The 19,502-nt window shown below is 68.1% G+C and carries 16 protein-coding genes; 11 read left to right on the forward strand and 5 right to left on the reverse strand.

Annotated features, from left to right (window positions below; all coding sequences use genetic code 11):
• Window positions 1–23: 23 nt before the first annotated feature.
• Entirely contained in the window at window positions 24–527 is a 504-nt protein-coding gene (locus QHF85_RS44810) for a hypothetical protein (RefSeq protein ID WP_281333639.1), read from the reverse strand.
• Window positions 528–1,102: 575 nt separating this feature from the next.
• Here QHF85_RS44810 and QHF85_RS44815 point away from each other — a divergent pair.
• From QHF85_RS44815 to QHF85_RS44830, 4 genes are all read left to right on the forward strand, one after another.
• On the forward strand, window positions 1,103–1,597 hold the full coding sequence (locus QHF85_RS44815; RefSeq protein WP_281333640.1) for a hypothetical protein: 495 nt from the start codon (window positions 1,103–1,105) through the stop codon (window positions 1,595–1,597).
• Entirely contained in the window at window positions 1,594–2,241 is a 648-nt protein-coding gene (locus QHF85_RS44820) for a hypothetical protein (RefSeq protein ID WP_281333641.1), read from the forward strand. Before QHF85_RS44815 ends, QHF85_RS44820 begins: the two co-directional genes overlap by 4 nt.
• Before the next feature lie 284 nt (window positions 2,242–2,525).
• Window positions 2,526–3,038: a hypothetical protein gene (locus tag QHF85_RS44825; RefSeq protein WP_281333642.1), complete on the forward strand. Its 513-nt coding sequence runs from the start codon at window positions 2,526–2,528 to the stop codon at window positions 3,036–3,038.
• Window positions 3,039–3,182: 144 nt separating this feature from the next.
• Window positions 3,183–4,577 (forward strand): STAS domain-containing protein, encoded by a 1,395-nt coding sequence (locus tag QHF85_RS44830; protein WP_281333643.1) that lies wholly within the window; start codon window positions 3,183–3,185, stop codon window positions 4,575–4,577.
• A gap of 269 nt (window positions 4,578–4,846) precedes the next feature.
• On the opposite strand, the gene QHF85_RS44835 is transcribed toward QHF85_RS44830, so the two are convergent.
• From QHF85_RS44835 to uvrC, 4 genes are all read right to left on the reverse strand, one after another.
• Window positions 4,847–6,052 (reverse strand): porin, encoded by a 1,206-nt coding sequence (locus tag QHF85_RS44835; protein WP_281333644.1) that lies wholly within the window; start codon window positions 6,050–6,052, stop codon window positions 4,847–4,849.
• A gap of 195 nt (window positions 6,053–6,247) precedes the next feature.
• Window positions 6,248–7,432, reverse strand: a complete 1,185-nt coding sequence (locus tag QHF85_RS44840; protein WP_281333645.1) for a PAS domain S-box protein — start codon at window positions 7,430–7,432, stop codon at window positions 6,248–6,250.
• 1,558 nt (window positions 7,433–8,990) lie between these two features.
• The gene (locus QHF85_RS44845) at window positions 8,991–9,263 is read right to left on the reverse strand and encodes a sigma-70 family RNA polymerase sigma factor (protein WP_281333646.1); all 273 of its coding nucleotides are present in this window, start codon (window positions 9,261–9,263) and stop codon (window positions 8,991–8,993) included.
• 913 nt (window positions 9,264–10,176) lie between these two features.
• Window positions 10,177–12,285, reverse strand: a complete 2,109-nt coding sequence (gene uvrC / locus QHF85_RS44850) for an excinuclease ABC subunit UvrC (RefSeq protein WP_281333647.1) — start codon at window positions 12,283–12,285, stop codon at window positions 10,177–10,179.
• 93 nt (window positions 12,286–12,378) lie between these two features.
• Between uvrC and QHF85_RS44855 the strand changes: the two genes are divergently transcribed.
• The 7 genes from QHF85_RS44855 to QHF85_RS44885 form a co-directional block, all read left to right on the forward strand.
• Window positions 12,379–13,653, forward strand: coding sequence for a trypsin-like peptidase domain-containing protein (locus tag QHF85_RS44855; protein WP_281333648.1), 1,275 nt, complete (start codon window positions 12,379–12,381; stop codon window positions 13,651–13,653).
• Between the two features lie 5 nt (window positions 13,654–13,658).
• On the forward strand, window positions 13,659–15,200 hold the full coding sequence (locus QHF85_RS44860; protein WP_281333649.1) for a hypothetical protein: 1,542 nt from the start codon (window positions 13,659–13,661) through the stop codon (window positions 15,198–15,200).
• Window positions 15,201–15,237: 37 nt separating this feature from the next.
• On the forward strand, window positions 15,238–15,630 hold the full coding sequence (locus QHF85_RS44865; protein ID WP_281333650.1) for a hypothetical protein: 393 nt from the start codon (window positions 15,238–15,240) through the stop codon (window positions 15,628–15,630).
• Window positions 15,623–16,747: a D-Ala-D-Ala carboxypeptidase family metallohydrolase gene (locus QHF85_RS44870; RefSeq protein WP_281333651.1), complete on the forward strand. Its 1,125-nt coding sequence runs from the start codon at window positions 15,623–15,625 to the stop codon at window positions 16,745–16,747. The genes QHF85_RS44865 and QHF85_RS44870 overlap by 8 nt, the downstream gene beginning before the upstream one ends.
• Window positions 16,748–16,815: 68 nt before the next feature.
• Window positions 16,816–18,246, forward strand: a complete 1,431-nt coding sequence (locus QHF85_RS44875; protein ID WP_281333652.1) for a serine/threonine-protein kinase — start codon at window positions 16,816–16,818, stop codon at window positions 18,244–18,246.
• Window positions 18,247–18,254: 8 nt separating this feature from the next.
• Window positions 18,255–19,235 (forward strand): CDC27 family protein, encoded by a 981-nt coding sequence (locus QHF85_RS44880; RefSeq protein ID WP_281333653.1) that lies wholly within the window; start codon window positions 18,255–18,257, stop codon window positions 19,233–19,235.
• A 17-nt stretch (window positions 19,236–19,252) separates the two neighbouring features.
• Window positions 19,253–19,502: hypothetical protein (locus tag QHF85_RS44885; protein ID WP_281333654.1), on the forward strand; the 250-nt coding region annotated here is incomplete at its 3' end.

Consider the following 19,502-nt stretch of genomic DNA (forward strand, 5'->3'; position numbering starts at 1 on the left):
AGCCGGGCCTTTGGGGATGACGTCTAGCCCTGCATCGTCTCTGCGTCCTCGGCCTCCGCTGCCTTTGCGCTCTTCGACCGCGTCTTGACCCCTTTCATCGCGATCGCCGATCGATACTTGCGCGTCGTTTCGTACTTCGCGAGGAGGCTCTTGTCCCCCGTCGCCTTGGCGCGGCGCTCGATCGAATCCGCGAACGCGTTCACCAGCCGTTGCCTCTTGTCGTCCTCGAGCGCCCGCGTCTCCTCCATCATCTCGACGAGTTTCTTCAGGGCGGGCAGGCGCGCGTCGATCATCGCGATGCGCTGGTTCGACTCCTGCAACGAATCGATATCGGTCTTCGTGATGCCGGCCCTGTCACCGAGGGCGGCCTGGTTCGTGAGGATCTCGGTGACGACCTCCGGGAAACCTTCCTGTTCTGCGCGCATACCCAGGCGCGCGCGCTCCGGAAGGTCGACGAGGAAGGGCGCGAACGCGGTGCAATCGTGAACGAGCGTGTCGAGCGCGACGGGGTCCACGGAATTCGACATGGCGGGATCTCCTCCCCAAAGCGGGGGGAATGGGTGCATTGCATCTCCACGCGTAACGACGCGAGGAGGGTGTGGAGGATGCGCACGGTGGATTTGTACGCAAGGGTTGGAATCTTGCTGGCGTGGACGGGGATCCCGCGCGCGGGTGGAGGGACCCTGCGAGCACGGGTCGGGACCCTGCGGGCGAGGGTCGGGACCATGGGGGCATGGGTTGAAACCACGCGAGCATGGTTTGAAACCACGCGGGCGAGGTTCGAGACGCTGCGGGCATGGGTTGAAACCATGGGGGCGTGGTTTGAAACCACGCGGGCGAGGTTCGAGACGCTGCGGGCATGGGTTGAAACCACGCGGGCGAGGTTCGAGACGCTGCGGGCATAGGTTGAAACCACGCGGGCGAGGTTCGAGACCTCGCGGGCGACGGCGGCGACGTCGCGGGCAAGGTCCTCCACCTCGTTCGCGACGTTTCTGATCTCGTCCGCGTGGTCCCACGGCCTGCCGCCCCGGTCATCGACATGACACCGAGCGGACCCATGTAGTCCTGCGTGCCCGGCGGACGCTGCCGGGGAGGGGGAGCCATGGTTCGATCTGGCAAGCGCTGGTGTGCGTGGATGGTCGCCGCCGTCTGTGCAGCGGTCCCTGCGGTTGTGCAGGCTGCACCGGAGGACGTCGAGGAGGAGAGAGGAGAGGTCGCGGAGGCGGAGCGTGCGTTCGTGGGGGTTGGCGGATTCTCGCCAGCGCTGTTCCAATTCTTCACGACCGTGCCCGATGACGGGAGAGACCCAGCAGGCGGATGGCAGGCAGCGGCTACCGTGCTGAACTTCGTGGATGGGCGGCATTTCTTCCCTCAGGTCTGGTCCTGCCAGGTGTTCGTCGAGGTTCCGATCCGGCACTCGATGGTCGGGGTCATCACCCCGCAACATGCAGCACTACGGACCGCCGCAGCCGCGACCAACGCGTCTCGGGTGGTGATGCATAGGCGGCCGCAGTGGGTGCGAGCGCTCTTTTGCATGGAATTCGCGACGGAACTGCAGACGCAGTTAGGGCTCGGAGCTAAAGTTCGCGCACAATGAGGCACTCGCCCGCGGAGTTGATCGCGCTCGCTCGCCAGTACTATCCCGGAATCGGCGTCACGCCCTCGACGCCGGAGTACAGGCAGACCGCAGAATATCGGCGGATCGTCGAACGGCGTAGACAAGCCATCACGACCGCAGACTACGAGGTCTGGCGCGGCCTGCTCCGCCGCCTGCGGGATCGGTTCCCGGAGTGCGACGTGGAGAACGCGTTCCCGCATTTTTGGGCGGCCGGACCCGTCGGGGCTCATGTGGGGGGCATCCGTCTCCCCACGCTCGCCCGGGACGTTGGTTTTCACTCGCTCGCCTTCGGGGTGAGCTTTCTGGTGCCCTACTACGTCCTTCATAGCTATCGCTATCTCTTTTGCGACGAGCCAGACGGCCACGGCAATCTCTTCCCACCGGCGGAGCGGCGCATCGAGCTCACACCCGAGGAGCAACCCTATGCCGACGGCATCGCGCGGGAGATCGAAGTTGCATTTCCCGGGTACGAGTTGATGCCGCCGGAACTCGGCTACGTCGTCGTTCCATACGTCCAACACCCTCTACGCTGTGCGGGTGAGGCCACGATCTACGATTGCCTGATCGACGACCTTACGATCCCGCCGAAAACCCCGCCGGAGCCTACCCAATCGCACCGGTGAGCTGCACGCTGAGACCTCGTCCTCGCGCTGCTCCGTCGGCACCGGCGCCGCATCCGCCACCACCCCCGGCGCCGCGATCACCTTGCGGATCGCCTTTCAATCGCGGGCGCGTGGGTCGGGCCGAAGTCGGTCCTTTCCATTTGTTCGACGTCACCCGGTGAGCCCTTGATCTCGCGGGCGCCGTCCATGTCCTCGTCTGCGACCGCCGATGGGGTCATCGACACGCCGCCGCGTGGACCCATGTAGCCCCGTGCCCGGCAGGCTCTGCCGGAAGGGAGGGAGACATGGTTCGAGCTGGCAAGCGCTGGTTTGCGTGGATGATCGCCGCCTTTTGTGCGGCGGTTCCTGCGATGGTGCAGGCGGCGCCGGAGGACGACGCGGAGGAGACGGAAGGGGTCGAGCGGGCAGAAAGCCCGTTCGTGTGGATTGGCGGCGTTTCGCCAGCGTCCTTCCCATTCATCACGATCGTCGCCGATGGCGGGACGGACCAAGCCGGCGGATGGCAAGCCGCCGGCGCCACGCTGAGCTTCGCGGATCGCCGGAGCATTTTCTTCTCGAATTCCTGGTCTTGCCAGGTGTTCGTCTGGATGCCGATCCGGCACGCGGTTCATGGGGCGATCACCCCGGAGAAGGCAGCTCAGGTGACCGCCGTCGCCGCGTCCGGCGCGTCCACGGTCGTGATGCATCGAAGGCCGCACTGGTACCGAGCGTCGTTCTGCGCCGACTTCGCGAGCGAGCTCGAAACGCAGCTCGACACGCAGATGAAGGGGCTCGGCGCCCAAGTATCGGCGCGGTGAGCGCTCACCCGAAGCGTCGATCGAGGTCGATCGACGGTTTCATGTCCCCATCGAGCTCGCGGCATTCCTCGGGCGAGCCGTTTCGCTCCTCGGGAGCGTGATCCCTGTTGCAAATCTTCCTGCCAGTCGGATACGTTCGCCTTCATGCATGGCTCTTCGGAAGGATCCGACGATCGGGGATCGCTGGAGGCGCTATCCCGGCGCATCGCCGCGCTGGAGGAGCAGGTCGCCGCGCAGGAGCGGATCATCGAGGGCCTGCGCGTCAAGGAGGCGCTCCTCGCGCGCACGGAGGACGAGCATCGTCTCATGCGCGCCGCCCTCGATTGCTGCACGGATTTCGTGGGCATTGCCTCGCTCGACGGGAAGGGCCTCCATGTCAATACGGCCGGCCGCAGGCTCGTGGGGCTCGCGAGCGCCGACGAGGTGCAGAGCACCGTGAACGCCGATTACGTGATGCCGGAGGACGTCTCCCGGCTGGAGAAGGAAATCGTTCCGATCGTCGTGACCGAGGGCCGCTGGGAGGGAGAGCTCCGGTGCCGGCACATGCCCACGGGCGAGCCCATCGTCGTCGCTTACAGCGGATATCTCGTCCGGCATCCCGAGACGGGGGCGCCGCTCGGCCTCGCCACGGTCATGCGCGACCTGCGGGCAGAACAAGGGGAGGCCGAGGAGCGGCAGCGGCTCCTCGAGCAGCAATCGGCGGCCGCCGCGGCGCTGCGCCACGAGCAGGCGCGCATGTCGAGCCTCGACGAGGAGCGCCAGCAGATGATCGCCGCCGTGGAAGCCTGCGCGGATTTCATCGGCATCTGCACGCTGGACGGCCGCACGATCTATTGCAATGCGGCCGGCCGCAGGCTGATCGGATATGACGTCGACGCGGACATGCGGGGCTTCGAGGTCATCCAGGCGTTCACGCCGGCGGGCGGCCGCCATTTCCTCGAGCACATCGTACCGGCCATCCGGGCGACGGGGCGCTGGGAGGGGGAGCTCGAGTTCAAGCACCTCCAGACGGGCGAGCCTTTCCCCACGCAATACAACGCATTCCTCATCCGGGATCAGCACACAGGGCAGCCCATCTGCATCGGTGCGGTGACGCGCGATTTACGGGCGGCGAGGCGGGCCGAGCAGGAACGGCGGCGGCTGCTCGACGAGATCATCCGGGCGCAGGCGTCCATGCTGGCGGAGCTCTCGACGCCCCTCATCCCCATCAGCGACCGCGTGGTCGTGATGCCGCTCATCGGCACGGTGGACGAGGCGCGCGCCGAGCAAGTGCTCGAGAGCCTGCTCTCGGGCGTGACGGCGCGGAACGCGAAGGTGGCCATCCTCGATATCACCGGCGTCGCGACGGTCGACGTCGCGGTGGCCGAGGCGCTCCTGCACGCCGCGAAGGCGGTGCGGCTGCTCGGCGCCGAGGTGGTGCTCACGGGGATTCGCGCCGAGGTGGCCCAGGCGCTCATCGAGATTGGCGTGGATCTCGGCAACATCGTCACGCGCAGCACGGTCCAGAGCGGGATCGCGTTCGCCATGCGTCGCGCCTAGCAGGCTGTTGATAAACTTGCTGCGCACCCTGGATCGTCGGTTGTCGTCCTCGGAATACGCCTGTATTCCTGCGTCCTCCTCCCTAGCTCCAGGGCGCTCGCGGCGTTTCTCAACAGCCTGCTAGAACATCAATCGGTTCAAGAACCGATTGATGTTCTAGGCTTCTTTCGTCCCGAGGGGGACGCCTCGCGTCCCCCTCTCGGCCAGGCGAAGCCCGGCCGATTCACCCCCCGAGGCGAGCTCGCTGCGCGATCTCGTAGAGCGCCCTCTCAGAACGTCACGTCGAACTGGAGGTGGGCGACGTGGTTCGCCTTCTCGAAATCGAAATCGTGCGGCATCCGGGCAATCCAGTCGGCTTGCAGCTTGGCCTTGTGCTTGTTGAAGTAATAGTTGAGCCCGACGCCGACCTCCTGCCCGCGGCTCTGAACCTCGGAGACGAGCTTCGGGTCCGTCCCTCCGAGCGCGTACAATCGTGAGAACCGGGCCACGACCTCGAGCGGCGGATCGAACACGTACGAGGCCTGAAAGACCGTGCCCTGGCCCGAGCGCGTGTACTCCGTGCGCGGGTTTCCGTCCTCGTCCGTGGACTCGATCCGGTCCGTGTCCGCGTGTTTCCACAGATACTCGCCCTGGAGCGCGAATCCGCGCCACTTGAACACGAGATCCGCGGCGGCGTGCAGGTAATCCGTCGTCCCGCCGAGGAACGTCGCGCCGGTCGTGCTCCGCAATCGGTTCGTGTTGTAGTTCGCCGCGAACGCGCCGCCGAGGGCCACGGCCGGCTTCTTCCTGCGGTCGAGATCGCCCTCGGAATCATCGTCGATCTTGCCGAGCGGGCGGAGCTCCAGCCGACCCACGAGCAGCGCGCCGGGCTCCTTCGATGCCGTGAGGTTCGGCCCGCCTCCGCCGAACACGCCGAGCTGCCACGCCACTGGAGAAGTTTTCCCGAGGAAGTTTTCCGAATAAAACGTGATGCCCGCGTCGCGATCGAGCGTCAGCTCGTCGACGGGCACCGGCCTGTCCGCCATCTGGAGCGCGAATACGGCCACGGTGCGCAGGCGATCGAACGGCACGAAGAACTGCCCGGCCCGGATGCTGAAATCGCGGTGGATCTTCCAGTCGATGAAGGCGTGGAAGATCGGCGCGATGACGCCGTCGCGAAAATCGCGACCGCCGAGGGCGAGCTGGATCATGTACGTCAGCTCGGGCCGATACACGTGGCCGGAGAACCAGAGGCGCGCCGTCGCGATGTTGACGAGCTGCTGGACGTCCCGCTCGCCCTGCTCATCCGCGGGAGGCACGTTGATCTGGTAGCGGAGCAGGATCCGGCTCCGCGCATTAAACGAGAACACATCGCCGACCTTCACCGTCACCCCATTGCCGGGGGAGCCGGTGATTTCCACGGGAGGTTTCGACTCCAGAGCGGCGGCGCTCCCGGACCAGAGCGCCGCGCTCACGGCGAAAGCGCAAAACGACATCGTGTATCTTCTCGACATCACGTATCTTCCCGGGGACGACATACGAAGGCGCGCACCTTCACGCTGCTGCTCATGCATTACGAGGAGGCGCGACGGGTGGGGCGCTTCTTGTTCTATTACGAGGACGGCGAGCGGCAGTTTCCCTTGCTCTTCAGCGCTGCGCGCTCGCGCCTTCAGCCTGGACTCCGTCCTCGGCTACCGCTGCTTAGCCTCCGCGAAGGAGATCCCCTGCTCCAATGTCCTGCATGTGACGACCCCGTGGAGCTCGGCGCCGATCGCCACGAGGGTCATCGCGACCTCGGGCCGGATCCCGGTGAGCACCACCCGCGCCCCGAGCAGCCGCGCCGCGTTTGCGGCTTGGACGAGCCCAGAGGCCACGTGCGTATCGACCACGGGGACACCCGTGATGTCGAGGATGGCGCTGTGCGCGTTGTGCTCCGAGATGCCCTTCAGCAAGACCTCGATCACGCGCGTCACGCGCTGCGTGTCCACCGATCCAACCAGCGGCATCACCAGGATCTTGCTGCGGACGGGGATGAGCGGCGTGGAAATCTCCGCGATCGCGGTCGCCTGCACCCGGATGAGCTCTTCGTTGAATCGACTCCGCTCCTCTTCTGCGCAGCGCCTCACCTCCTCCGCCTGCTTGCGCTCCCGGATATCGCGCGTGGTGCCGATGAAGAACGTCTCCGCGCCGAAGACCATCTTGGCGACGCTGACCTCCACCGGAAACTCGACTCCGTCTCGGTTCCGGCAAAGCATCTCGCGGCGGTTGACGGGCAGATCCGCGAGACCCAGCGGCTGGCACTTCACCAGGGACTCGTCAGGCGCGCCTCCACCGGGAGGGGGCGCACTGGACCTGACGAGGAGCGTGGAGACGTCCCGCCCAGCGAGCTCCTGCGGCCCGTATCCGAAGAGGTACTCGGCCGCCGGATTGAGGGACTTGATAGCGCCGCGCTGGTCGAAGGTGAACACCGCGTCCACCATGTTGTCGATGACGCTCCGGAGCCGGATCTCGCTCTCCTGGAGCGCGGACAACTGCCGCATGGTCTGGCGCTTCAAGGCGCCGACCATCAGCGCCGTGGTCGGTAAGGTGATGGCCCACACGATGACGCGCTGAAGGTTCTCGTCCGTGTAGTGGAACACCTGACCGGAAATCGAGAAGAACAGCGCGATGTAGAGCCAGCTGAACGTCGCGCTGATCAACCCGGGGATGATCCCTCCGACATAAGCGGAGAGGACGATCGCGAGGACCAGGATCGCCGGCGGATTCGGGATTCCCACCAACACCTTCTTCGCCAGCACGACAGTGATGACGGCGACAAAGGTGAACAGCGGACCGCAGCTCATCGGCCATAATCGCTCGAGCGAAGACTTCTGCACGACCATTGCGAACGACGCCCCCTTCGATGTTGGCAGAGTCAAGCACACATCGTGTGCCCAGTGTGCTTTTTTGTCCGGGCAAGGTCCGATGGGCACGGGATCGGTGAATGCGTCGTGATTTTGACGATGAAATCGGGCCCTCCAGGCGAGGACGTCACTTCTTTGACGTCACTTCTTTGACGTCACTTCTTTAAGGAGGGTACGTCAACCGTGACCTGTCCCACTGTGATGAAGACACGCTCCGTGCCTCGGATCTCCACGCGAATGAAGCTGCATTTGATCCCACAATGTGAATATTCCTCGACCTCCCGAATCACGCTCGGGCCGGTAAACCGAGAGGCTCTCGTACTCCTCGATCATCACGTCCTGTGTCTCGTCGTGAGACGCTCCCTGCGCGCTGTTCGGCAGGCATTGTATTCAGCGCTTCGGCGACGCGATCGCAATACGAAGGTGATGACGTCAGTCAAGAAAGACCCCACCGAGGATCTTTGCGCGCAGCTCGCGGATCTTCGGCCCATCGTCGCGCGCTTCCTTGGTTCACCCTCGTCCGCAACTTCGTCCCCGGCGGATCGGATGGTGGCCCGGACCTGAAAACAGCGTTTGGATAGTGGTGGCCCGCGAGCTGGCACGTCTGGTAAGCCAGGTCCTTGAGCAGGCTCGGATCCTGGCAGGTGGCGCCGTCGCCCACGGTGTCGGTCGTGCAGACGTCGACCTCCGGATCGGGCTCGGCGCATTCGTGATCCGCGCTCCGGAAGAGGCCTTCGCCGCAGGGATCGAGGTAGGTGAGCTCGGCCAGGACGAGCCCATTGTCCTCGCAATCGAGCTCGGCGCGCTCCTTTCACGTCTCGGGCGTCGCGCAGGACGCTTGCGGCGCGGGAGGCTCGACGGGACCCGGGGGGCTTCGGCGCGCTCGTATCGCCGCCGCGAACCCCGCCGCTCGCGCCGGACACAGGCGCACGTGGTTCGCCGGGGAGGGCCTGCGTGGGCGACCAGAAGACGAGCCCGTCCGCGTCGTCTCCGTCCGCGGGCTCGCGAGGCGAGTTCACACGAGAATGCGGTCCCGGAGGCACGTGACCCCGCGGGCTCCGGAGGTCTCGATCCATCGGCCGCTCGGGCTCCGACGGGAGAGGCGTCGACGAATCCGGCGCGCGCCACGAAGGCGGCGGCGCGGGCCGCAGGAGATCGGGCGTACGCAGGAGATCGGGCGCGCGCGGCGGCTCGTTGCGACGGCGGCTCGTCTCGGAGGCGTGTTCGGAGGCCGCGGAGATGTCGGGCGCGCCCGCAGATTCGGGGTTGTACGGCGAAACGAGCCCCAACCTGGCGCGAGGCGCGTCGTCGTCGAGGGACAACCAGAAGACGCTCGCGGCGGCGAGCACGAGGACGAGCGGTCGCCTGATCTGTCGCAGCGACGGGAGCCGGAAGGACCGCTGCGGCTCCGCGGCGAGGCCCCGCAGGCGGACGCACAGCCGCGCTTCGGCCGCGGGCTCGGGCTCCACCTGCGCGTACAGCTCGTCGACCGCGCGCAGCCGCGAGAGCAGATCGTTCGGCGCGGGCGTCGTCATCGAGATATCCCCCAGCCGTCCTTCTCGAGTTTCTCGACGGCGCGCTGAATCAATTTGCAGACGTACCCCTTGGAATGGCCGAGGGTCTGGCCGATCTCCTCTTGCTCCTTGCCGTCGAGCCAGTACATCGAGAATGCGACCTGCTCCTTGGCGGGCAGCGCCGCGAGCGCCTCGATCGCGCGGCGCAGGTCGTCGCGGGCCATCACCAGCGTGTCGGGCTGCTGCGGCGCGGGGGGGACGTGGCGATCGACAAGTTCACGCTCGACCACGCGGAAGCCGTCATGCGGAGCCTGCCACCGAGGCTCTCGCCAAATTCGCGGCGTTCCGTCGCGCAGCTCGTGTACCGGATCTGCTCGCTTGCGGTCCTTCCACTGCGCCATATCGCCGTGCATCCGCTCCCGCGTGGATTCGTGCCGCGGTATCAGGCAGGAAAAGCGAAAGGGTGGCTTTATCCTGACGAGGACGCAATGTTGCTTGGCTGCACAGGTTCCGCTGGAATGGCGCCTGTTTTACGGCTTCCTTCATCGGGAAGGGATGCGCCGCTCGGAAGCCCTTAACACGAGCTGGTCGAGATCACTGCGCGGCGAGAGGCATGCGCGTGTCAGGGGACGCGCCGGTCTTCGTGTACGACGAAGGAAGCCAAAAGGGACAGCGGCTCACCACGAGCGACACTGCCAGCCAGTTCCGCGGACATCTGGAGCTGGCAGGCATTCGCCGGCCGGAGCTGTTCGCGCGGACGGAGGCAAGGATGCGGATCCGGCTGCACGATACGCGGGCCACGTTCGTCACGCTGGCCCTCGCGAACGGACGGACGGAGGCGTGGGTGCAGGACCGAACGGGGCATAAGTCCAGCGACATGATCAACCGCTACCGACGTGCCGCACGCACGGCGGCCGAGCTCGGGCTCGACGTGTGCCGTCCGCTCCATGAGGCGATCCCCGAGCTGGCGCCCAGGGGCCCACGTCCGATCGAGGTGACGAGCGCGGAGCGGGCCCGCACGAAGGAAAGGGCGGCGGAAAGGGCACCGCGCCCGCGGCGAGGGAGTCCACTGTCTGTCGAGATCCAGCCAAGATCCGCGGGGTTGGCAACCCCGGGTCAGAAGGAGCAGAACTGTTCCCCGAGGCGAGCTCGCTTCGCGATCTCGCAGAGCATCGAAGTGTTCGATGCTCTAGGGTTTTCCGTTCAGCTCTCGTCGGGCGGTTGGGCCGGAGCGTCACCGGCGTCCGCGTTCGCCGGGCTCTCTTCCGGCGGCGTGGCCTCTTCGGCCGGCGCAGGGACCGGCGCCGCAATCACCTTCCGGATCGCCGTCAAATGCCGCTTCGTCACGCCCGTCACGGCGAGGATCTGCGCATCCGTCGCCGTGCGTAACGCCCCCATCGAGCCGAGCTCGCGCAAAAGCGCCTTGCGCACGGCGTCGCCGAGGCCGGGGATGTCCTCGATCTCGGAGCGCAGTCGCCGCGCTTTGCCGAGCTTTTCGCGAATGTGGTTCGCGAACCGGTGCGCCTCGTCGCGGGCTCGTGCCAGGAAAAACAGCGACGAGCTGCCCGGCCTTAGCTGGATGCCATTCTTCTGCCCAGGCAAATACACGCGGTCGACCATTTTCTCGCCGATCACGCTCTCTCGCTCCTTCGCGAGGCCCACGATGGGCAGGTCGTGCAGGCCGAGGTCACGCGCCGCCGAGAGCGCGACGTTGAGCTGTCCACGGCCGCCGTCGACCACGAAGAGGTCGGGCAAATCCCATTCGGCCTCGGCCTTTTTGCTCGACGACGGCGGCGGCGCCTCGGTCTCGGTCTCCGCCATCGCGTCGGTCGCCGCCTCCGCCGCGAGATCGGCTTCCGCCTCCGCGGCCGCTTCCGCTGCCGCCTCCGCCTCCTTGATCTCTTTCGCCGTGCGGCCGCGCCGGAAGCGGCGGGCGAGGACCTCGTACATCGCGGCGTAATCGTCGCCCTCGGTCTTCGTCCGCACCCGGAAGTTGCGGTAATGCTTGCGGTCGGGCTGGCCGTCGCGCAGCGCGACGATCGAGCCGACGGTGTCGCCGCCGCCGAGGTGCGAGATGTCGCAACACTCGATGCGCCGCGGGAGCGAGGGCAGGCGCAGGCGCTCGCGCAGGTCGTCGAGCCGCGCCTCGATGTCGTCCGAGGCGCGCTGCTTTTCCTTGAATGCGTGCTCGGCATTCTCGCGCGCCATCGCGAGCAGCTCGACCCGCGGCCCGCGCTGCGGCACGACGAGCGCGACCTTGCGGCCGCGGCGATCGCCGAGCCACTCCGAGACGCCCTCGGCGCCGTCGGGCAGGACCGGCAGGAGGATCTCGTCCGGGATCACGTCGACCGGGACCTCGGCCTCGTCGCCGTAATACTGCGTGAGGAAATTGCCGAGGATCTCCTCGTCGGGAAGCTCCACGCCGCGCAAGGAGAACGAGACGGTGTCGGCGACGCGGCCGCTGCGGACCTTGATGAGCTCGACCTCGGCGATCGAGCCCTCGCGATAGAGGCCGACGACGTCCTGATCGACGTCCTTCACGGAGACGACGCGCTGCGATTCGCGCGCGCTCTCGACGGCCTTGAGCTGGTCGCGGTAGATCGCCGCGCGCTCGAACTCCATGGAGCGCGCCGCTTCTTTCATGCGCTTTTCGAGCTCGCCCGTGAGCTCGTCGTGGCGGCCTTCGAGGAAGAGCGAGACGGAGCGGACCTGCTCGGCGTAGTCGTCGCGATCGACCTCGTAGACGCACGGCGCGGGGCAACGCTTGATCTGGTACTGCAAGCACGGCCTGCGCCGCGAGGCCATGTCGAGGTCGGTGCAGGTGCGGAGCTTCCAGTGCTTGTTGACGAGGTGCAGCGTGCGGCGCGCGCTCGTCGCCGAGTGGAAGGGGCCGAAGTAGCGCGCGCCGTCGGGCGAGGGGCGGCGCACGGTCTCGAGGCGCGGCCAGGGGTTTTTCGTGTCGATGCGCAGGCAGAGGAAGTCCTTGTCGTCCCGGAGCTTCACGTTGAAGCGCGGCTTGTGCTTCTTGATGAGCTCGTTCTCGAGGACGGCCGCTTCCTTCTCCGTGGAGGTGACGACGGTCTCCAGATCCCGCACGATCTTGCGCAGGATCGGGATGAAGTAGCGCGAGTCGCTGCCGCCCTCCTGGAAGTAGCTGCGGACGCGGGAGCGCAGGCTCTTCGCCTTGCCCACGTAGATCGCGGCGCCGGTCTTGTCGTAGAAGAGGTAACAACCAGGCTTGGTCGGGAGCGTGTCGAGCTTCGCGAGGACTGGATCGGTCTCGGGCTCGGGAGCACGTGCGTCGTCGGACACCTCCTTCGTCTAGCGCCGGATCGCCGCTCCAAGCAAGCTCTGGCTTGACGCGACGCCGAACCGAGAGCGACGCTCCTCTCCGCACGAACGTCCATGCCCAGCCCCAAACCCACGCCCAAGGCAGCACCCAGGCCCACGTCGAGCGAGCCGTCGACAGGCTTCCGTGTCGCGCTGACCCTCCTCAAGATCGTCGCGATCGTCTGGGGGTTCGTCGCCACCATGATCTCGCTGATGGCCGTGGTCGGTGCGATGACGGAGAACGGGTATGCCCGGGTGCTCATCGCGCTCGCCGTGACCGTGATCGTGCCGCTCGCGATCGCCGACCGGCTGCTGCCCGAGGGACAAACGAAGGGCGGTGCGAGCATCGTCACCGACGTGCTCGCGCTCTTCCTGCTCGGCGTCGGGCTCGCGTTCACGGGCGCCGCGAAGGTCACCGGCTCGCTCTACGTGAAGGAAGGCGACAGGCTCGCCGCCGCTGGGTACAAGGAGCTCGCGCAGGTCGCCTACCTGCTCGGCGGCGTGAAACCCGCGTTCCCGGAGCCCGCGCCCACGGCCGCGCCCGCCACGGACGTGGCCGCGGACGCCGGCGCGGATGCAGAGGCCGCAGCGGATGCGAGCGCGTCCGCGGACGCAGCAGCGGCGACGCCCGAGGCCACGGACGCAGGCGCGGCCGTCGACGCGAGCGCGCCCGTGGACGCCGGCGCGACGGGCAAGGCCGACAAGACGCCGGCCGAGCTCTTCCGCGAGCTGTCGCCGTCGGTCGTGACGATCTTCGTGAAGAAGGGCGAGGCGCAGGGCGGCGGGACAGGTTTTTTGATCGACGAGGCCGGGGTCGTCGTGACGAACCACCACGTGATCGACGGCGCGACGTCGGCGCGGATCAAGTTCGAGAACGGCGCAGGCTTCGACGACATCCAGGTGCTCGTGGACAACCACGAGGCGGACCTCGCGCTGCTCGGGATCGACCTGAAAAAGCCGCTCGAAGGCGGCGCGGCGCCGGACGCGAAGTCGCTCGATCTCGGCGACTCGGAGAAGATCGTGGTCGGCGAGAGGGCGATCGCGATCGGCAACCCGCTCGGGCTCGAACACACGCTGACCGACGGGCTCGTCTCGGCGCGGCGGCTGCACGAGGGGAGGCAGTGGATCCAGATCTCGGTGCCGATTTCCCCGGGAAACTCGGGCGGGCCGCTGTTCAACATGCGCGGTGAGGTGATCGGGATCAACACGGCCCAGTTCGGCGGGGCCTTCACGGGGGCGCAGAACCTGAACCTGGCCGTGCCGGTGAACGAGCTGAAGCGCCTCGTCAAATCGAGTTACCCCGGGCGGCGCAAGCTCGGCGATCCGAACGCCTCCTCCAGCCAGTGGTGAGTCCATTGCGCCAGAAAATCGTCTTCGTCTTGCTCATCTGCCTCCTCGGAGGGTTCGGCGCGGTCTTCGTGACGCGGAGCCGCGCGCCCCACACCGCGCCGCCGCCGAAAGGCGAGGCCGCCGAAGCGGCGTTGCCCGCCCCGAGCGGGAGCGCGAGCGCAGGCCCCGGGACGAGCGCCGTCGCGAGCGCAGGACCGGTTCCAAGCGGGAGCACGAGCGCAGGCCCGGTGCCCGCGGCGAACGGGAGCGCGAGCGCAGGCGCGCCGCAAGGCGACGGAAAACCCCAGCCGCTGCTCGATCGGCCGCTCAAGGTGGTGTCGCTCGGCTGGGAGCTCGCGGCGCCGGGGCTGCTCGCGAACGAGGGACAAACGCCCGGGCCGAAGAGCGTGTTCACGGCGTCGGGGCTCGACGTGCGGCTCTCGGTGTCGGACGCGATGAGCGCCGTCGAGGAGGCGCTCGCGCGCGGCGGCGGCGACGAGAACGGGGCGGACGTGGCCATCGTGCCGCTGCCGACGTTCATCGCGGCCTACGAGCGGCTGCGGGCCCTGTCGCCCGAGGTGTTCTTCGTGGTCGGGTTTTCCCGCGGGCGCGAGGCGTTCGCGGCGAAGGACGGGCTGCCCACGGCGCCCGTGAAGGGCGACGTGACGCTCGTGGGGACGCCGGGCGCGCCGTCGACGTTCGTGGGGCTGTTCCTGCTCGACATCGCGGGCGTGCCGGCCGCGAACGTGAAGGTGGTCGCGCCGGGGAGCCGTGACGAAAAGGAAGCCGCGTTCGTCGCGTTCGATCGGACGGAGATGGGCGCGGACGGCGCCGCGGGGCGCAAGATCGTGCTGACGACGGCGGACGCGCCGAAGCTCGTGCCGCTCGTGGCGGTGGCGCCGCGCGGGCTCGTTGCGGACAAGGAGCGCGCGCTCGCGGCGCTCGCGAAGGGCTTTCTGGAGGGGCAGAAGAAGCTCGCGATCGATCCGCCGGGCGGCGCGCGGATCGTGGCGGCGGCGAAGGGCGCGCCGGAGCCGCTCACGCTTTTGCGGCGGCTCGGGGACGTGGCCCCGGCGTCGCTCGGGGACAACGCGAGGATGACGGGTTTGTCGGGGCGCGGGGCGCTCACGCTGACGACGTTGTTCCAGCGGTCGTGGCAGCTCTATCGCGGGGCCTCGGTGCTCGCGACGCCGCCGCCGGAGGCGCCGCCGATCGCGACGAACGTGATCGCGGCGCTGGCGCGGTCGGGCGCGGCGGCTGGCGGCGACGCGAAGAGCGAGGCGGGCAAGGGCAAGCTGGAAGAGGGCGCGAAGCCGCTCGTCGTGTTCCGTCAGGAAAAACTCGACGAGGAGGCGCTGATCGACACGATCGGCCTGCTCGCGGCGGTGTTCGAGCGGAGCGTGGTGCGGGTGTCGGTGACGAGCGCGGCCGGCGTGGACGGGGCGAAGACGAAGAAGGTGATCGAGGCGGCGGAAGGGCGCTTCGACCTGGAGAGCGGCAAGCTCGTGGCGCCGAAGAAGGCGGGCGCGAAGGGGGCGGCGGTGGTGGAGGTGATGGCGCTGCCGTAGTGGGGGCGCCGCGATTCCGGAGGGCGAGGGCTTTGCGATGTTGAGAATCCTTCGCGAACAGGTCGATGCGCTGCGCCAGGCGGAGCTCGAGGAGTATCGAGGCCGCGTCCTCGCGCAGATCCGCGAGATTTTTCCCACGCAATGGTCGACGCTCGGCGAGGAGGGGTGCGCCTCGCTCGTCGACCGGGGGCTCGGGCGCGCGGCGCGTCTCGGGTGCAAATCGGAGCAGGACGTGTTCCGCTACGTGTCGCTGATGCTGGTGCTCGGGCCCGATTTCGAGGAAGATCCGGCGCTGCCCTGGGTGCGCGAGATTCTCGAAGACGCGGAGGCGAGCGGCTGGCAGAAGGTGAGCGCCTTGATGGATCGGGCCATCGCGTGGCTGCGCGAGCGCGACGCGCCGAAGGGCGCCGAGGAGGTGGGTCGTGAGTAACGGAGATGTGCCCATTCCGCGGCCACGGCCGGAGCGGCCGGAGGACCAGACGGCGAAGGCGGATCAGCTCCAGGGCGCGAACCAGGCCGCGTCGAACATGCCCGCGTCCGAGGCCGGCGCGGCCTGCGCGGATTGCCCGCAGGGCTTCAAGCTCGAATACAAGAGCCGCTACACGGAGCAGGGGCAAAAGGACAAGACGGCGAACCGGTACACGAAAGAGGTATGGGTCCCGGGCAAGGAGTTCATCTTCCTGATCGGGCAGGATCGGAAGTTATCGGTCCGGACAAACCCGCCGATGGCCGACGCCGAGTGGGAGGTGAAGGCGGTCGGGAACCACAGCGGGACGCCGACGCCGGCCAAGGGCAAGGGCGCCGAGTTCACGTGGATCCCGAAGGTGACGGCGGCGCAGCGGCCGACGAGCGCGTCGCGATCGCCGAATCCGGCGGTGGAGTACGAGGTCACGGTGAAGCTGACGCGCGGGCGCTCGACGACGATGAAGGAGACGATCAAGCAGGATCCGCGCGACATCATCCGGCAGGAATACGTGGACGCGCGGATGTTCCGGGCGGGTTTCACGCTGCACGTGCCTTACCGGGACTGGATCATCACGGCGCCGCGCGCGGAGTTCTTGAACAACAACAATTACGCGCAGTACAAGCTGGTGCTCGATTCCGGCATGGTGAAGCTGCTCGAAGCGGTGGAGGCGGAGTACGGCGAGACGGTGACCGTGAACAGCTCGTGGCGTTGCCCGCGGAGAAACCTGGCGGCCGGGAGCAAGGTGCCGAACTCGAACCACCAGCACGGCGGCGCGATCGACATGGCGCCCGCCAATTACAACGGCATCCGCGGCGCGCAGGCGGGACGCACCGCGATCATGAACCTGTACCGGGCCGCGCTCGCCGCGAAGCAGAAGACGGGCGCGCGGATGGTGCTGCTCGAAAAGGGGCCGACGGCGTTGCATTCGGGCAATACGGATCTGCCGCGGCCCGACGCGAAGAACCCGGACAAGAACAGCGACGGGATCCGGGACAACGACGCAGCGACGATGAGCAAGCTGACGAACGCGTCGCACGTGCACATCGACAAGGAGCCGCCCGGGGGCGGGAACGACGATTAGCGGCGCGTGACGCACACGTGACCCGGGGGACTTCCAGAGATCGGTCTACCTCGTGTACCCTGGTCCGGATGGCATCCGAGAACGGCCGTTACGACAAGCTCGCCGAGATCGCGTCCGGCGGGATGGCCACGGTCTACCTCGCGCGTGCCCACGGCGTCGGCGGCTTCGAACGGCTCGTCGCCGTGAAGGAGATGCTCCCGCACCTCGCGAGCGAGCCCGAGTTCGTCGCGATGTTCCTCGACGAAGCGCGGCTCGCCGCGCGGATCCGGCACCCGAACGTGGTCGCGACCCTCGACGTGACCGAGAACGAGGCGGGCACGCTCTCGCTCGTGATGGAATACGTCGAAGGGCCGAGCCTGCAGCAGATCCTGCGGCGCGCCGTTCGGCAGCGCGATCGCGTGCCGCTCGACGTCGGGCTGCGGATGTTCCTCGACGCGCTCGCAGGCCTCGACGCCGCGCACGACCTCACGGACGAGAGCGGTGCGCCGCTCCGCATCGTGCACCGCGACGTGTCCCCGCAAAACATCCTCGTGAGCACGGACGGAATCGCCAAGCTCACGGATTTCGGGGTCGCCCGCGCCGAGTCGAGGCTTTCGAGCACGCGCACCGGGACGGTGAAGGGGAAGGTGCCGTACATGGCGCCCGAGCAGATTCGTTCGAAGCCGCTCGATCGGCGCACGGACGTGTATGCGGCGGGGGTGGTTTTGTGGGAGATGCTCGCCTGTCGTCGTCTGGTGCAGGCCGATAGCGAAGTGGCGATGATGTACCAGATCACCGAGGGCGCGGCGGTCTCGCCGCGCGAGGTGATTCCGGAGGTGCCCGAGGGCATCGCGCGCGCTTGCTTGAAGGCGCTGGAGAAAAACCCGGACGATCGATATGCGAGCGCCGCCGAATTCGCCGAGGCGCTGGAGGCGGCGGCGCGCGTCGAGGGGGTCGTGATCGCGAATCCTCGCGCGGTGGCGGCGTATGTCCGGGCAATCCAGGTGCACCGCGCGGCGTCGGAGCTCGCCCCGGAGGGCCGGCGATCGGTGGTGTCCGGCATTTCGAGCGTTTCCTCGGGGAGCAAGGAGGCGGTCCTGTCCGCGCCCGTGCCGACGCCGGGACGCACGGCGCTCACGAGCATGCGGGACGCGGAGGAGCCGCCGAAGAAGCGGTCGCTTCGGGGGATTTTCGTTCCGGTGGCCGCGGGGGTGGTGGCTGCGGCCGCGGTGTTCGTCTGGATGCGGTATGGGCAGCCGCCCACGGACGCAAATGGGCTGAGCGAGGGGCATGTCACGCAGGCCGCGCCGATCGAGGCGCAGGCGCCGCCCGTGCAAACGGACGCCGCGCCGCCACCCGTCGCGTCCGCGGCGGTGCCTGCAGCAGCGTCGGCCGTTTCCAAGCCCGCGGAGGTGGTGCCGCCGGTGGTGGCAAAGCCCGCGGCGCCCCTTCCGACGGCCTCGACGAGCCGGACGGCAAAACCTTCGTCGAAGGGGACCTATCGTCCCCGGGAGTTATGACGCGTCTCATGCGACGTTCCCTCGCTGCAATCGTGACGGCGGCCTTGCTCGCCCTACCGGCTTCGCCCGCGCTCGCCGGGCCGCCCGCTGCGTCCACGGGCTCTGCGGCTGCGGCACAGAAGGCGTTCGACGCGGGGCAGGATCTTTACGACAAGGGTCAGCACGAGGAGGCGATCGCGCAATTTCGCGAGGCGTACACGATCACGAAGAGCCCGAATGCACGGTTGATGGTCGCCCGGTCGCTGCTCGCGCTGGGCAAGCTCGTCGAGGCGTATGAGGAGCTCTCGGCGACGAAGATCGAGGCCGCGACCCTCGCCGAGCAGCAACCGAAATACGAGCGGGCCCGCGACAGCGCCTCGGCCGAGCTCGCCGCGCTCGAGCCGAAGGTGGCGAAGGTGATCGTGGCGCTCGCGCAGCCAGAGGGCGCGCGCGTGACCCTCAATGGCACGGCGCTCTCCGCCGAGCGGCTCGGCGTGGCCATCGTCGTTCTGCCGGGCAAGGTGGTGGTGGAGGTCGAGCCGGCCCAAGGCGCGCGGATGCAGCGCGAGGAGACGGTGGTCGGCGGGCAGACGAAGACGATCTTCGTGGCCCCGGGCGTCGCGGCGGCCAAACCCGAGCCCATCGCGCCTGCGCCCGCGGAATCGACGACGGGCGGCGGCGTGCGGATCGCCGGGTACGTGGTCGCGGGGCTCGGCGTCGTGGGGCTCGGGGTGTTTGGCGTGACGACCGCGATGGCGCAGAGCAAATATGACGGGCTCGTCGCCGATTGCGGGGGCAAACGGTGCGCGGATCCGCGGTATGCGGACGTGATCGACGAGGGAAAACGGCTCGATACGATCGCGCTCGGCTCGCTCGTGGGCGGCGCGGTGGGCGTGGCGGCGGGCGCGCTGATGATCGCGCTCGGCGGGCCGAAGGCGGCGAAGAAGGCGGACGCGCGGGTCGTGGTCGGGCCGGCGGGCGCGTTCGTCGAGGTGGGTGGGGCGTTCTGATCCGGGCGAGGTTTGGCATGACGTACAACAACACCATTTCGAGGCTCGCCTGGTTGCCGCTCTTCGTGGGCCTCGTCGGCTGCGGCCGGGACTGGGACGCGTACGATCCGCGGCTCGGCGGCGGAGGCGCGGGCACGGGGACGAGCGTTTCGAGCGGCGGCGATTCCGGCGGGGGCGCGGAGGTGAGCAGCAGCGCCGGCGCCAGCTCCGGCTCCGGCATGGGCGGCATGGGCGGCGCGGGGGGCGCGGGGGGCGCCGGGGGCGGGG

This window comes from Polyangium sp. 6x1 (genome assembly GCF_029946515.1).
GTDB lineage: Bacteria > Myxococcota_A > Polyangia > Polyangiales > Polyangiaceae > Polyangium.